This window comes from Thermus brevis (assembly GCF_026427635.1).
GTDB lineage: Bacteria > Deinococcota > Deinococci > Deinococcales > Thermaceae > Thermus > Thermus antranikianii.
The window spans coordinates 1,083,873-1,096,763 of the sequence record NZ_CP102606.1; the positions used below are offsets into that span (position 1 = coordinate 1,083,873).

The 12,891-nt window shown below is 65.3% G+C and carries 15 protein-coding genes, 1 tRNA gene and 2 pseudogenes; 6 read left to right on the forward strand and 12 right to left on the reverse strand.

All coding sequences use genetic code 11. The features are described from left to right. Position 1 precedes the first annotated feature (1 nt). Complete coding sequence (locus KQ693_RS06185) at positions 2 to 214, reverse strand: hypothetical protein (RefSeq protein WP_015716565.1); 213 nt, start codon at positions 212 to 214, stop codon at positions 2 to 4. Between the two features lie 86 nt (positions 215 to 300). On the opposite strand from KQ693_RS06185, the gene murA reads away from it, so the two are divergent. Next, complete coding sequence (gene murA, locus KQ693_RS06190; RefSeq protein ID WP_267262269.1) at positions 301 to 1,599, forward strand: UDP-N-acetylglucosamine 1-carboxyvinyltransferase; 1,299 nt, start codon at positions 301 to 303, stop codon at positions 1,597 to 1,599. A gap of 57 nt (positions 1,600 to 1,656) precedes the next feature. Here the strand turns inward: murA and KQ693_RS06195 are convergent, their stop codons facing one another. Then, entirely contained in the window at positions 1,657 to 2,004 is a 348-nt protein-coding gene (locus tag KQ693_RS06195) for a hypothetical protein (RefSeq protein ID WP_267262270.1), read from the reverse strand. 90 nt (positions 2,005 to 2,094) lie between these two features. Here KQ693_RS06195 and prfB point away from each other — a divergent pair. Next, a protein-coding gene (gene prfB / locus KQ693_RS06200) for a peptide chain release factor 2 (RefSeq protein ID WP_267262271.1) occupies positions 2,095 to 3,193 on the forward strand; the annotation gives its coding sequence in 2 pieces (ribosomal slippage) (positions 2,095 to 2,145 and positions 2,147 to 3,193; 1,098 coding nt in all). Here the strand turns inward: prfB and KQ693_RS06205 are convergent. From KQ693_RS06205 to KQ693_RS06220, 4 genes are read right to left on the reverse strand one after another with little or no spacing between them, the layout of a single operon-like run. Continuing rightward, on the reverse strand, positions 3,190 to 3,582 hold the full coding sequence (locus tag KQ693_RS06205) for a DUF1801 domain-containing protein (protein WP_267262272.1): 393 nt from the start codon (positions 3,580 to 3,582) through the stop codon (positions 3,190 to 3,192). The two genes, prfB and KQ693_RS06205, sit on opposite strands and share 4 nt — an antisense overlap. Positions 3,583 to 3,590: 8 nt before the next feature. Further along, the gene (gene phoU, locus KQ693_RS06210) at positions 3,591 to 4,253 is read right to left on the reverse strand and encodes a phosphate signaling complex protein PhoU (protein ID WP_015716570.1); all 663 of its coding nucleotides are present in this window, start codon (positions 4,251 to 4,253) and stop codon (positions 3,591 to 3,593) included. 14 nt (positions 4,254 to 4,267) lie between these two features. Beyond that, entirely contained in the window at positions 4,268 to 5,161 is an 894-nt protein-coding gene (locus KQ693_RS06215; protein WP_267262273.1) for a sensor histidine kinase, read from the reverse strand. After that, positions 5,158 to 5,871: a response regulator transcription factor gene (locus KQ693_RS06220; protein WP_267262274.1), complete on the reverse strand. Its 714-nt coding sequence runs from the start codon at positions 5,869 to 5,871 to the stop codon at positions 5,158 to 5,160. The genes KQ693_RS06215 and KQ693_RS06220 overlap by 4 nt, the downstream gene beginning before the upstream one ends. Positions 5,872 to 5,962: 91 nt before the next feature. Here KQ693_RS06220 and KQ693_RS06225 point away from each other — a divergent pair. Continuing rightward, a tRNA-Val gene (locus tag KQ693_RS06225) sits at positions 5,963 to 6,037 on the forward strand. Positions 6,038 to 6,114: 77 nt separating this feature from the next. Here KQ693_RS06225 and KQ693_RS06230 read toward each other — a convergent pair. After that, positions 6,115 to 7,290, reverse strand: a complete 1,176-nt coding sequence (locus KQ693_RS06230; protein ID WP_015716383.1) for a tyrosine-type recombinase/integrase — start codon at positions 7,288 to 7,290, stop codon at positions 6,115 to 6,117. Positions 7,291 to 8,831: 1,541 nt separating this feature from the next. Between KQ693_RS06230 and KQ693_RS06235 the strand changes: the two genes are divergently transcribed. Further along, positions 8,832 to 9,515, forward strand: coding sequence for a hypothetical protein (locus tag KQ693_RS06235; protein ID WP_267262275.1), 684 nt, complete (start codon positions 8,832 to 8,834; stop codon positions 9,513 to 9,515). Further along, positions 9,512 to 9,859 (forward strand): hypothetical protein, encoded by a 348-nt coding sequence (locus KQ693_RS06240; protein ID WP_267262276.1) that lies wholly within the window; start codon positions 9,512 to 9,514, stop codon positions 9,857 to 9,859. The genes KQ693_RS06235 and KQ693_RS06240 overlap by 4 nt, the downstream gene beginning before the upstream one ends. A gap of 61 nt (positions 9,860 to 9,920) precedes the next feature. On the opposite strand, the gene KQ693_RS06245 is transcribed toward KQ693_RS06240, so the two are convergent. The 5 genes and pseudogenes from KQ693_RS06245 to KQ693_RS06265 all read right to left on the reverse strand — a co-directional run bounded on the left by KQ693_RS06245 (position 9,921) and on the right by KQ693_RS06265 (position 12,565). After that, complete coding sequence (locus tag KQ693_RS06245) at positions 9,921 to 10,112, reverse strand: hypothetical protein (protein ID WP_267262277.1); 192 nt, start codon at positions 10,110 to 10,112, stop codon at positions 9,921 to 9,923. Positions 10,113 to 10,303: 191 nt separating this feature from the next. Next, positions 10,304 to 11,239, reverse strand: a complete 936-nt coding sequence (locus KQ693_RS06250) for a transposase (protein WP_416376369.1) — start codon at positions 11,237 to 11,239, stop codon at positions 10,304 to 10,306. 103 nt (positions 11,240 to 11,342) lie between these two features. Continuing rightward, a pseudogene (locus KQ693_RS12960) lies at positions 11,343 to 11,639 on the reverse strand (helix-turn-helix domain-containing protein); the annotation flags it as partial. Between the two features lie 146 nt (positions 11,640 to 11,785). Further along, positions 11,786 to 12,356, reverse strand: a pseudogene (locus KQ693_RS12965) (transposase); the annotation flags it as partial. After that, positions 12,344 to 12,565 carry a hypothetical protein gene (locus KQ693_RS06265; RefSeq protein ID WP_015717266.1) on the reverse strand — a complete coding sequence of 74 codons (222 nt, stop codon included), beginning with the start codon at positions 12,563 to 12,565 and terminating at the stop codon, positions 12,344 to 12,346. The pseudogene KQ693_RS12965 and the gene KQ693_RS06265, both read right to left, overlap by 13 nt. Between KQ693_RS06265 and KQ693_RS06270 the strand changes: the two genes are divergently transcribed. Then, complete coding sequence (locus tag KQ693_RS06270; protein ID WP_015717267.1) at positions 12,548 to 12,760, forward strand: helix-turn-helix domain-containing protein; 213 nt, start codon at positions 12,548 to 12,550, stop codon at positions 12,758 to 12,760. The two genes, KQ693_RS06265 and KQ693_RS06270, sit on opposite strands and share 18 nt — an antisense overlap. The last annotated feature ends 131 nt before the right edge of the window (positions 12,761 to 12,891 follow it).

Sequence of the window (12,891 nt, forward strand, 5' to 3'; positions counted from 1 at the left end):
TTTATTCCTCGGGCTCCAGCTGCTTCAGGAGTTCGGCCAGCTCCTCCTTGTTGCCCTCCAGCTCCTGCACGATCTTGGCGATGGCCAGGCGCACCACCTCCGACTTGGAAACCAACCTTTCGGGGCTGGAAAGGGCGTAGGCTGCCCGGGTGAGGAGGGCGTCCTGTTCCTCGGAGATAACCACCTGCAGCCGCTTCTTCTCCTTCTTGGGCATACCTTCCCTTGGAAGAGTGTAGCAAAGAGCGCATGCCCTTGACAATGTGGATGGTCCCTTTTATCCTCACCTTGAGTAAGGTGTGTATGATGCTCAAGGACTCGCGGCGGGGCAGCAGGATCTTGCGGATTGAGGGAGGCCAGCCCCTTTCCGGCGAGTTGCGCGTTTATCCGGCTAAAAACGCCGCCTTGCCCATCCTGGCGGCAAGCCTTCTCACCCCCGAGCCCATCACCCTCCTGGAGGTGCCCAGGCTGAGGGATGTGGAGGTGATGCTGGAGCTTCTTTCCCACCTCGGCACCCGTTACCAGTGGGAAGGACGCACCCTCCACCTGCACACCCCGGAGATCCGGAACACCCATGCCCCCTATGAGCTGGTGGGGCAGATGCGGGCCAGCTTCATCGTCTGGGGGGCCCTTCTTGCCCGGGTGGGGAAGGGGCGGATCTCCCTGCCTGGGGGGTGCGCCTTCGGGGCCAGGCCCGTGGACCAGCACGTGAAGGCCTTGCGGGCCCTGGGGGCCGAGGTGGTGGAGGAGGAGAACACCTTCTACGCCCGAAGGACCCGTCCCCTGGCGGGGAGGGTGGTCTTCGACCTGCCCACGGTGGGCGGAACCGAGCAGGCCATGCTGGCGGTGGCCCTTGGGGGCGAGGCCACCGTGGTGCAGGCAGCCATGGAACCGGAGGTGGAGGACCTGGGCCATTTCTTGCGGATGCTGGGGGTGGAGGTCCACGGCCTGGGTAGCCCCATCCTGCACATCCGGGGTGCCAGGCAGCTTGGCGGGGGTACTTACCGCATTATCCCCGATCGCATAGAGGCTGGCACCTACCTCCTGGCGGCGGCGGCCACCCGGGGGTCCATCACCCTAAGGGAGGTGCGCCCCGACCACCTGGATGCCCTTTTGGATAAGCTTCAGCAGTCCGGGCACCGGGTGGAGGTGGGGAAGGACTGGGTGCGGTTCTGGGCCGTACCGGATCCCAAGCCCTTCTTCGTGGAGGCCCGGGAGTACCCCGGCTTCCCCACGGATCTTCAGCCCATCGTTACCGCCTATCTGGCCACGGTTCCCGGGCAGAGCACCATCACCGACCGGGTTTACCCGGACCGCTTCACCCATGTGGGGGAGCTGGCCCGGATGGGTGCCGAGCTTTACCTGCGGGACCGCACCCTCCTGGTGAACGGGAAGCGGTTGCACGGGGCCCAGGTGAAGGCCCTGGATATCCGCGCCGGTGGAGGGCTGGTGGTGGCCGCCCTGAGCGCCGAGGGGGTTTCCGAGATCGAAGGGGTCTACTTTCTCGAACGGGGGTATGAGCACCTGGAGGAGCGCCTGAAGGCCTTAGGGGCCAGGGTGAACCTGGCCGAGGTTCCCTTGGCCCCGCTGGCCGCCGACTGAGTGGCCTAGGGGTTTAGCGGGATAGGAAGAGCTTTGAGTGGGTCAAGGGAATAGGCCCTAGGGGAAAAGGCGCAGGGCCTCGAGGAAGCGGAGGAAAAGTTGGTTCCGGTGTTCCTCGGGGCTATATCCCTTGCCCCCCAGGCCTGCTCGGTGGAGGGCTTCCCACACCTCCCGGGCCACCGCCCGGTCTCCCCCGAGCTTGACGGCGAGGAAGCTCCAGGCCTCCTCTTCCTCATCCCCTTTCCCCACGAACTCCCGGTATTCCTGGGCCAGGGTTCGCATGAGGGTGCGGAGGTCCGGGGATGGGAAGGGGAGGGTTGGGGGGCGCCTTAGCCCGGGAAGGCGTTGGGCATGGCCCTGGGGGAAGGGCATGTGGACTTCTCTCGCCAACCCGTTGGGTGCCATAGCCCACCTCCGTGATTAGCATAAAATATGAGCAGCAGAATGTGAAGGGTTCTTGTACTCCCCAGTTGAGGCCTGTATACTGGGAAGGGTATGGACCTGGACCTTCTTGCCAGCCGCTTGGAAAGCCTCCGGGGGTATCTTTGACATCCCCGGTAAGGAAGCCCGTTTAAAGGAGCTGGAGAAACGCCTGGAAGACCCGGCCCTCTGGCAGAACCCGGAGGAGGCTAGGCGGATAAGCCAGGAGGCCGCCCGCCTGCGGCGCACGGTGGATACCTTCCGCTCCCTGGAGAGCGACCTCGAGGGCCTCCTGGAGCTGTGGCAGGAGTTTCCCGCAGAGGAGCGGGAGGCCCTTAGGCCTGAGCTTCTGGAGGCGGCCAAGAAGCTGGAAAGCCTTTACCACGAGACGCTTCTTTCCTTCCCCCATGCGGAGAAGAACGCCATCCTCACCATCCAGCCCGGGGCTGGGGGCACGGAGGCCTGCGACTGGGCGGAGATGCTTTTGCGGATGTACACCCGTTTCGCCGAGCGCCAGGGGTTCCAGGTGGAGGTGGTGGACGTGACCCCCGGGGCGGAGGCGGGCATCGACTACGCCCAGATCATCGTCCGGGGGGAGAACGCCTATGGCCTCCTCGCCCCCGAGGCGGGGGTTCACCGCCTGGTCCGTCCCTCCCCCTTTGACGCCTCGGGGCGCCGCCACACCTCCTTCGCCGGGGTGGAGGTGATGCCCGAGGTGGACGACGCCGTGGAGGTGGTCATCCGGCCCGAGGACCTGCGCATCGACGTGTTCCGCTCCCAGGGGCACGGGGGCCAGGGGGTGAACACCACCGATAGCGCCGTGCGCATCGTGCACCTGCCCACGGGGATCACCGTCACCTGCCAGACCACCCGGAGCCAGATCAAGAACAAGGAGCTGGCCATGAAGGTTCTCCGCTCCCGGCTTTACGAGCTGGAGTGGAAGAAGAAGCAGGAGGAACTCAGGAAGCTTCGGGGCGAGGTGCGGCCCATCGAGTGGGGGAGCCAGATCCGTAGCTACGTCCTGGACAAGCAGTACGTGAAGGACCACCGCACGGGCCTCATGCGCTTTGACCCCCAGAACGTCCTGGACGGGGACCTCCTGGACTTCATCTGGGCGGGGTTGGAGTGGAAGGCAGGCCGCCGCCAGGCGGTGGAGGAGGTGGAGGCCGACTAGGCTTCCTCGAGGCCCTCTCCCAGGGCCTTGCACAGGAGTTCCCGAACCTTTTCCTCCTCTTCCTGGCCCAGGGCCTTCACGGCAAAGGCCACGGGCCAGAAGGTACCCTCGTCCAGCTGGGCAAGATCGGTGAAGCCCAGGGTGGCGTAGTGGGTCTTGAACTTGTGGGCGGGCTGGAAGAAGCAGAGGACCTTGCCCTTCCAGGCGTAGGCGGGCATGCCGTACCACAACCTTGGGGAAAGCCCCGGGGCCCAGCGTTCGATGAGGGTGTGGAGCCTCAGGGCCAGGGTGCGGTCGGGTTCCGGGAAGGCCTCTAGGGTTCGCAGGACCTCGGCCTCGGTGAGGGCCGCCCGCTCCTTGGGGGTTAACCCGGGCGTCTCGCGCGCCACGGCCCCTCTTAGTAGACGTCCTCAGGGGTCTTGTAGACCTCGCCGGTAAGCCAGTAGATCACCCTTTCCCCCACGTTTTCCAGGTGGTCCCCCAGGCGCTCGTAGCTGCGGGCCACCCGCATGAGGGTGAGGGCCTTGGTGATGGTGCGGGGGTCTTCCAGCATGTAGGTGATGAGCTCCCGGGTCACCTCCTCGTAGAGGCCATCCACCTGATCGTCCATCTCCACCACCTTGCGGGCAAGCCCGGGGTCCCGCTCGGCCACCGCCTTGCCCAGGGTGTCCATCATCTCCAGAAGCCTCTTGCCCATCTCGGGGAGGGTGACGTAGCGCTTAAGGGGGGGTTCCTGCGCCAAAAGGAGGGCGTCCTCGGCCACGTGCATGGCGTAGTCCCCGGCCCGTTCCAGGTCGGTGAGGGCCTTGATGATGGTGAAGATAAGCCGAAGGTCCGAGGCCACGGGCTGGTGCCGGGCGATGACGGCTACGGCCTGGTTCTCGATCTTCAGCTCCAGGGCATCCACCTCCTGGTCCTTGGCGATGACCTCTTCCGCCTTGGCCCGGTTCCCCTCCACCAGGGCCTCCGTGGCCTTTTGGGTCATCTCCCGGACCAGGGAGAGCATCCTCAGGGTTTCCCCCACCAGTTCGTTTAGGGCTTTGTCCAGTACCTCGCGCATGCTGCCTCCTTGCCTCAGTTTAGAGGAAGAGCCACGCCAAAAACGTTCTCGGCTCCGTCCCTCAGGGCGTAGGCCTCCCCACCCAGGCCCTGGGCGATCCGGCGCACCAGGTAGAGGCCCAGGCCCTGCCCGGCTCCTCCCTGGAACCCCCGGTGGCGGGGCAGGAAGAGGAGTTCGTAATCCGGAAGTTCCGGTCCTTGGTCCCGCACCTCCAGCAAAAGGCGCCCCCCCTCTTCCCGGGAGAGGAGGCGGATGGGATCTTGGCCGTACTTGAGGGCGTTGTCCAGAAGGTTAAGGAGGATCTGGAAGAGGGCCTCGGGGTCGGTGTGGGCGGTGTGGGGCAGGTGGACCTCCACCTGCCTTTCCTGGATTTTCTCCCTAAGAAGCCTTTCCAGGCGGGGCCAGAGCTCCTCCAGGGGAAAGGTGCGCTTGGGGCCCGGTTGGGTGAGGGAGAGGTCCCGCACCAAGCGGGATAGGCGGGCCACCTCCCCCTTGAGGAGGTCCAGCACCTCCTTCTCCTGGGGGGTCCTGGGGGTGAGGGCCTCGAGGAGGGGTCCCATCCCCGCCAGGGGGGTGCGGAGCTCGTGGGCCAGGGCCTGGGTGGCTTCCTCCAGGGCCTCCAGGCGCCGGTTTAGCTCCGTTTCGTCCAGGAGGTAGAGCCTGCCGGGAAGGGCCCTCACCCTCAGGGTGCGGCTTCGCACCTCCAGGGTGCGCTCGCCCCCGTGGAGGGCCAGGGCCTCGAGGCGGTGGTCCCGGAGGGCGAGGAGGAGGGGGCGGCCCACCACCTTTGCCCGGCTCACCTCCAAAAGCTCCTCTGCCCTGGGGTTCAGGTAGAGGACCTGCCTGTCCCGGTGAAGGACCAGGCCCTCCAGGGCTTTCTCCCAGGCCTCGGCCAGAAGTTCGTTCACCCTTCCCCCTTGGTCTGGCTGGGACCGTGGTTCGTTTCTTGCGGGGCCACCTTGAAGCGGTACCCCATGCCCCGCACGGTTTCCAGAAAGCGAGGGGCCTTGGGGTCTTCGCCCAGCTTCTCCCGGAGCTGGAGCACGTGCTGGTCCACCGTCCTTGGGGTGCCCAGGTAGTCCTGGCCCCAGACCGCTTCCAGAAGTTCCTCCCGGGAGTAGACCCGGCCCGGGCGCTGGGCCAGGAAGGCCAGCAGTTCAAACTCCCGCCGGGTTAAGGGTAGGGGCTTGCCGTCCAGGCTGGCCTCCTTGCGCTCCAGGTCCAAGAGAAGGGGGCCGCGCCGGAGCACCTTCCGCCTGCCCGCGCGCCGCAGGAGGGCCTCGAGGCGGGCCAAGAGCTCCTCGGTGGCGAAGGGTTTTACCAGGTAGTCGTCGGCCCCGCGGGAAAGCCCCTCCACCCGATCCCGCACCTCGGCCCGGGCGGTGAGCATGAGGACGGGAAGCTCGGGGTAGGCTCCTTGACGCATACGCTCCAGGAGCCGGGTGCCGGGTTCGTCGGGGAGCATCCAGTCCAGGACCACGGCTTCCGCCTCCCGCAACCTTGGCCAGGCTTCCTGGGAGGTGGCGGCTTCCAGCACCCTGTGCCCGGCTTTTTCCAGGGCCAGCCGCACCCCAAGCCGCACCGCTGGCTCGTCCTCCACCACAAGGACCGTGGCCACGACCTTAGTCTAGCCCGAGCCTTGTCAGAGGAAGGTCAGGACCTTTGCTTGACAGGCCTCCTTGGCCCATGCTACCCTGCAAAAGGCCTGGGGGCGGCTAGCTCAGCGGAAGAGCGCTCGCCTCACACGCGAGAGGTCGTAGGTTCAAGTCCTACGCCGCCCACCACGAAGAGAACACAAAACTTCCCCCCTCGGTAGCGAGGGGGGAAGATGCTTTGAGGGCTCATTTGAGGGCTTATGAGGTCAGGCTTGCGGCCTGGGCCTCGGACCCCCCAAAAGCTCCCCGAGCTCCAAGACATACCCCCGCCGCTCCTCCTCCAGCAGGTGCCGGTACACGTTCAGGGTGATGGTAGGGGAGGCATGGCCCAGCCGCTCGCTCACCACCTCCAGGGGCACCCCCCGGGAGAGGGCCAGGGTGGCCCAGGTGTGCCGCAGGTCATGCACCCTCACCCGCCCCAACCCCGCCCGCTCCGCCAGCCGACGCAGGTAGTGGTTGAAGGCATCGGGATCAAAAGGCCGGTCTCCGCCAAAGAGGAAAAGCTCCTCCACCTCCTCCGGGGCCAGCTTCGCCAGGAACTCCTCCTTGTATGCCCGCAACCGCAGGAGGAGATCCCGGGGAAGGGGCACCACCCGCCGGGCGGTGGAGGTCTTTGGGGTGGTGAAGGCCCCCCTGCCGTCCACCTTGGTCCAGGCACGCCAGACCCGCACCTCCCCCCGGTCCAGGTCGAGGTCCCTCCACTGAAGGGCTAAGGCTTCCCCCCGCCTCAGACCCGTGGAGAGGAGAAGCCAAAGGAGCAAAGCCATCTCCCGACTCCGCCCCCGCTCCGCCTCCTCCAGGAGACGGATCACCTCCTCCGGTTCCAGGGCCCGGGCCACCTTCTCCTCCTCCCTCAAACGCAACCGCACCCCTTCCGCGGGGTTCCTGGGGACCAGCTCCAGATGCACCGCCTCCCGAAAGAGGGCCTTCAGATGGCCTAGCACCTTGCGCACCGTCCTGGGGGCATACCGCCCCACCAAACCATCCACCACCCCCCGGATCTGGGCGGGACCCACCCGCTGCAGGGGCATACGACCCAGGGGATCCGGCAGACCGGGATCCCGCAAGGAGGGCAGGGCCAGCCCCAACTCCAACCGCAAGAGGCGCAGGGTGTTGGGCCGTACCCCCTCCCGCTCCTTGCGCCGCAGATACTCCAGGGCAAACTCCCGCAGGGTGAGACGGGTGGGGGAGAGGAGAAGCCCCCTGGCCTTCTGACTGGCTAACTCTCCCAGCAAGGCCTCAGCCTCCTTGCGGGTGGGGGCATACCGCCTGACCTTGACCACCTTCCCGGTGAGCTCGTCCACCCACTTCAACTCTGCCACCCACCGGTCCCCGTGGGGGTCGTAGTAGGTGGATCCCCCTCCCTTGCCTCTACGCCGCATCTTTTACCTCCTTCCCGCCTTGGTATCTGGACATGCTCTCGAGTATACCGTGACCCTGGTTCACAAACCCCCATGGGGACTCGAAAAGGGAAGCCCCCCACTAAAAGTGGGGGCCTATTCATTCATTTCCCTTTCCCTCTGTCTATTGTCCGGCTAGCGTATCCCAGCCGTGGGCACAGGCACTTACATCCGCCCTAGCATTTACACTCAAGGCCTTTTCCTCCAAGACCTTTTCCTCCTTTGCAGCTAACTGCCCACTGCGGGTTTCCCACTGTGTGGCCGTGGGCACCGTGGCTGGTCCAGTAGGGCTGGACCATCCCCCTAGGGCCATGGCCCCCTAGGTGGCCACCTGGTTCACCTGCTAGCCCATCTGGTTTCACCCCTAGGACCGTCAGGCCTCCCCAGGCATCCTGTGGTTTTCCGCATCCACCGAGGGCACTTCCACGGCCCCCTGCGGATCCTCTAGCCGGTTGTCGGGGTGGGGAACAACCCCCACCCCCTAGTGGAGCCGAGGCCCCCCACCTCTGGAAAAGGCAGGGTAAGCCGGTCCGGGCTTTCCTAGCCTGGTTGCCCAGGCGGGTTCGTGCACCGCATGGGGTACGGGGCCCCCCATGCAGCCATTCCCCGTCGTACGTGCCCGGTCTCCCCCTCCTGCACGGGTGGGTTTTCGCCAGCGCCTCGGGAGGTCTTCGCCTCCGTACGCGTCCGGGTACTCCCCACACCCTAAACCCCTGGCAGGGTGGCAGCCCTGTGCCCCAGGGGTCCAGGAGGTTCCCGCGTTAGGTCCAGGTACATCCTGGTTCCCGCCTTCACGGATCCGCTCACCCCATATAGCGTCCTTTCAGCCTACGAGGTTCCGAAGCTCGGCCTACTCCGGACAGGATAAGCGGACCCAGGTCCCCAGGCGGCCAGGTTCAGGGAAGAGTGGGAGTTTCACCCACCCCTTTCGCGGCTAGCTATCGTGTGCCCCTCCCATTGTCCGGGAGGTAGCGCCCCCTCCAGTCTCCCTCAGGGGCCTGGTGCCTCACGACACCCTCAACACCGCCGCGCCCTGCACACGTCGTAGCCCTATGGGTTCGGGCTACCCCGTGGGGGGGACTCGCGCCCTCTTTCCCTGGACCAGCCGCAGAGGTTTCCGGGTTTCCCCTTCCCCCTCTACGACCCTTTCCGCGTCGCCCAACATCAGTGCGCCCCTATCCCTAGGGGTTATGGATTGCGGTCGAAGGGCGGTTCCCGCCCCGCGCCGCGTTGAGTGCCGCACCAGCCAGGATTTCCCCCGGCATGCGGCTTCCCCGGCGTTCCCCACCCCCCTGCTGCCACAGGGGAATGGGTACTTGTCCGGCCCCGGCTCCACCCGGGTTGAGGTCACGTCTGTTATAGTCAGCCCCCGAAGGAAAGGACAAAATGCGCGCTACAGGAACCTCATATGAAGAGGTCAAATTCTTTGAAACACAATGTAAGCATCGGACAAATACAAGATTCCCAGGGCGTATCTCCTCCCGCGGTCCCAAACTGCAGTTCTGAGCCTCATCCTCCGGGAGGTGTCCCGGGGCGGCTATTCCTGGCACTCCGTCCAGACCGCCCCCGAGGAGCGGATCCTGGTGGCCATAGCCAAGCTGCATGAGCGGCACAGGGTCCTCATCAACGCTATGGGCCGGCACGCCCGGAGGGAGGCCGGCCTTCCCGTGGCCTACCTGGTCCTGGGACCTGAACCCCGGGGTGGGCGGTGGCCCCTGGTCCTTCTGGGAAACCAGAAACTTCCTGGGGAGAACATGCACCGGGTGAACGACCCCCGCCACCCGCTCACCTGGGTGGCCTGGAGGCGAGAGGCGTGGCGGCCCACCTATGTCCTGAAGCGGGACCCAGACCGCCAGCGCTGGACCTGGTATGTGGAGGAGGCCTTTTTCCAGGAGCTTTTGGAGGAGGCCCTCCACTGGACCCAACGGGGCGATTGGCCCCGGCTGGTGGGGCACCTGCGCATGCTGGGGACCCTACCCCTCTTTCACGGGGTGTGGGAGCAGATCCACGAGATCCGCCGCCGGGTGCAACGCCTATGGGGAGATCGCCACCTGCGGGACCCCAGCGGCCAGTGGAAGGAACCCCCCTGGCGGAGAGCCCTGGAGGACTGGCCCAGGAGCCCCCTCCGCATCAGCGTTCGCGTGTGGCGGGACGAACCCCCCCGGACCGTGGGGGAGTGGCTGGAGATGAAGAGGGGAGGATTATGATTTTGGACGTTCTGGCCCAAGGTCTTTTCGCCTATATCGCCTCGGGAAAGGCCCAGATGCTCACCCGACTCCTCCCCGACGAGGTCCTAACGGCGGTGGAACACGGAGGAACCGATGCCGTGTTGAAACTGCGGGAGTGGATTGCCGACACCCTGGCCGAGCGTATCGCCGACGGCTGGGACCGCTACGGAGCCCCCACCGTGGCCCTGGATGCTTCTACAGGGCAGTATCTGGCCTCATGCGAAACCCCATACCGCCGGGCGAGCTTCTGGACCCTGGGCAAACGGGAAGGCTACCGCCTGGTGCGGCGCACTTGGATTCGGGAACTCCTGCTTTGGGACTAGTGAGGGAAACTAAAGGGAGCCTAGGGCCAAAGGGCTCTGGGCTCCAAAAACTGAGGGTGTCCTACTTGTTCTTTCGGAAGGCGACCAGTACCTCCTGGCGGGCCTCCTCAGGGGATATCCCCTTTTCCAGGGCTTCTGCTACCCAGTCAGGTACAAACAATTTCCGGTCAATACGGATGCCATAGACCCGGGCGATCCGGTAGGCCAGGGTCCGACCTATACCCAGCCGTTTGGCGAGCTCGTCAGGCTTCATCACTGCCCATCACCCCGTCGACGTTATAGCACCTCCAAGAGGAAGCTGGCGAAAACAGTTTTGACAAGATGAGGCCTTTAAGCTCTGTTTTTTCAAAGTTTCGGACACGGGCCACGATTGAAGTTTGAAAGCTAGGAATAAGGCCTTAAACCTGGCACGCGAACTCTTGGCCAAAACGCTGGTCATGTAACTCAAAACTTGCACCTCCCGCATATCCTGCATAAACACGCATCTTCTACCCCTTTCCCTGGAGGTGGAGGCCAGAGCCCCAGGAGCGAGAGCTCGCGCGAAAGGATCAGGGCCACCGGCTCAGGAAAGAGCCGTCTCGCCGCCTCCCACCAGGTACACCCTTTCTCCTCAGAGGCCAGCTTTACCCAGTGGGCCAGCAGGTAGGCCAGGGGGGAAAGCACCAGAAAACGGTGCACCCCCAAAGCTGTCCGCTGCCCAAACTGACCCAGGGAGAACTCGCTTTTCATGGCCTTGAAGAAGTGCTCGATGCTAAACCGCCGCATCCCTACCACCGCCTCCAATCCCAGCTCCCTGACCCCCCGCAAAAACCGGATGGTGCCGAATGCGGTATCGGCCACCACCCGCACCCGGAAGGCCTTCCGCATCCAAGGGGGCAGGGAGGCTAAGAGCCTGAGGGCCAGGAGGGAGAGGCTCTTTTCCCCCTTGCCCCGCCATACGCGGTAGCTCCAGGGGATGCGGAGCTCGCCGTGGACCAGGTAGACCACCCCCAGGTGGAGGCCCCACTTGCCGTGGAAGAAGGAGAGAGGCAGGGCCCTGAGGAGGCCCCGCTTCTCCAGGGTGACCAGGTCCAGGACCACCAGGAGCCTGGGCTTGGGACCCCGTCTGGGCCTGGCGCGGTCCAGGGCCCTTTCCGCCTCCCTTCGGGCGAGGCGGATGAGGGTGCGGGTGGGCCAGGCATACCGGTTGAAGAAGCGGGAGAGGGCGGCTGCTTTCCCGTGAGGGAAACACCTTGCGGGGGACTTGGTCTGGCTGTGCTGGGGTCTGGCTTTGCCGTGGCCCTGCAAGAGCAGGAGGAGGAGGGCTTCGAGGGACTCCTGGAGGTGGGGGCTTGGCAGAAGGGCTAGGATGGCCGAGAGTAGGTACTGGGCTGTGGGCATGGCACCCGTCATCAGACGGGAAACCCGCAGCCCTTTTCAAGTGCCCCGGTTGCATAGGGTTGAGAGGGATGGATAAGTGCAAGTTTTGAGTCACCCCAAAGCCCTCCTTCCTCAAAGCCTCCACCTTCAGGAGAAGCTCAGGAGTCCAGTGTCGCTTCCGCCGCAAGCGTTTGGGGCGCCTGGACCTGGGGACCAAACCCTTGAGCCCCTCTTCCTTGAGCCTCCTCTTCCAACGGTGGTAGGTGGCCCGGCTGAGGCCCACCAGGTCCTGGACCTCTTCCCAGTCCACCCCGTGGCGGCGTAGGGTCTCCACCTGCTTGAGCTTGCGCAGGCGTTCCTTGACTTTGGGGTCGCCGGCTTGAGCCTCGGCGAGCTGGAAGGCGAGCTTGGCCCCTCTTATGACCTCTTTGCTAACTGTGGCAAGCTGCGCTTGGGGGACCTCCTTTCGGAGTCGGTCCCCCTCCTTTTTATCCCATCCCGGGTCTCTAGAGTCTCACATGTTGAGTCTCACATGTTTCTGTCCGGGCTCAGGCCCCCTGGGCTTGCCTAGTAAATTGGCTTGAACCCCTTGGGAACAGGGGTGAGGGTAAGGAGGATCCGGAGGTCATAGGCGATGGCCTCCAGGAAGATCCGCTTCATCGCCGAAGAGGGCTTGCGCTCCATCAAGTAGCCCCCGGCCCACCGGCTCTTCATCCCCCCAAACACCCCCTCCACCACTCCACGAAACCGATACAGCGCATCCTCCCAGTGGAAAGCCGCCCAACGCCGCACTGCATCCCGGACCTCCCCCTTCTCCCGCAACCGGATCAGGGGCCGCACCCCAAGCCCCTTCACCACCCGCCAAACCTCCTCCCCGTCAAATCCCGCGTCCCCCAAAAGCACCCCACCCTCCCGACCAAACCGCCGCAACCCTCGGCCCAAGCCGGGGGTCCGAGGCATACCCTGGCCCCACCCAAACCCCCTCCAGAACCAGAAGCCTTAGCCCCCTCCACCATCGGGCAAGGGCCCAGAGCCTCCCATGCCCTCGCACCCGCCGCGCCTCCTGTCCCCTGCGCCACCGGGGGAGGCGGTCCTTGCTTCGGTAGGGAAGCCCCGTGGTGTCCCTTAGGCGAAAGGGCCCGCCTCATCCTCCCGGGAAAGCCTTTCCTCAGGTCTCGCCCGGAGCTTTTGCAGTAGGGCCTCCAGCATGGCCTCGTCCAGGTAGCGGTGGGCAAACCAGACCAGGGACTGGTGGGAAGGCGGGGGCTCGGGAAAGAGATCCTGGGCCCAGGCCTGGGTGGCGTGGTAGGTGATACCCTTTTTACCCCCATGACCGTCGTTGATCACCTGACCCTCCCCCAGCTCCAGCAACGGATCAAGAAGGCTCTGGCGGCGTACCACGCCAAGCAGGGCCTCACCGCCCAGGAGGTGGCCGCCATCGCCCTCCATACCTCCCGCTGGGTTTGCGCCACCGTGGCCCGCTACAACCGGGAGGGCCTCGAGGCCCTCCCGGATAGGAGGCACGACAACCGCCAAAGCTGACCCCAGAAGAACGGGAGAGGGTTCTGCAGGCCCTCATCTACCGCCAAGGCCTCCCGCCTGAAGGCGGCTTGTGGACGGGGCTCAAGCTGCAACGCTGGGTGGCGGAGGCGCTGGGGAAGGAAGTCTCTCTC

Bases quoted from the DNA above. Each gene is read 5' to 3' on its own strand.
- KQ693_RS06230 (WP_015716383.1), bottom strand. From the start codon at position 7,290: ATGCGGCGTAGAGGCAAGGGAGGGGGATCCACCTACTACGACCCCCAC.
- phoU (WP_015716570.1), bottom strand. From the start codon at position 4,253: ATGCGCGAGGTACTGGACAAAGCCCTAAACGAACTGGTGGGGGAAACC.
- murA (WP_267262269.1), top strand. From the start codon at position 301: ATGATGCTCAAGGACTCGCGGCGGGGCAGCAGGATCTTGCGGATTGAG.
- KQ693_RS06185 (WP_015716565.1), bottom strand. From the start codon at position 214: ATGCCCAAGAAGGAGAAGAAGCGGCTGCAGGTGGTTATCTCCGAGGAA.
- KQ693_RS06240 (WP_267262276.1), top strand. From the start codon at position 9,512: ATGATTTTGGACGTTCTGGCCCAAGGTCTTTTCGCCTATATCGCCTCG.
- KQ693_RS06195 (WP_267262270.1), bottom strand. From the start codon at position 2,004: ATGGCACCCAACGGGTTGGCGAGAGAAGTCCACATGCCCTTCCCCCAG.
- KQ693_RS06270 (WP_015717267.1), top strand. From the start codon at position 12,548: ATGACCGTCGTTGATCACCTGACCCTCCCCCAGCTCCAGCAACGGATC.
- KQ693_RS06250 (WP_416376369.1), bottom strand. From the start codon at position 11,239: ATGCCCACAGCCCAGTACCTACTCTCGGCCATCCTAGCCCTTCTGCCA.
- KQ693_RS06245 (WP_267262277.1), bottom strand. From the start codon at position 10,112: ATGAAGCCTGACGAGCTCGCCAAACGGCTGGGTATAGGTCGGACCCTG.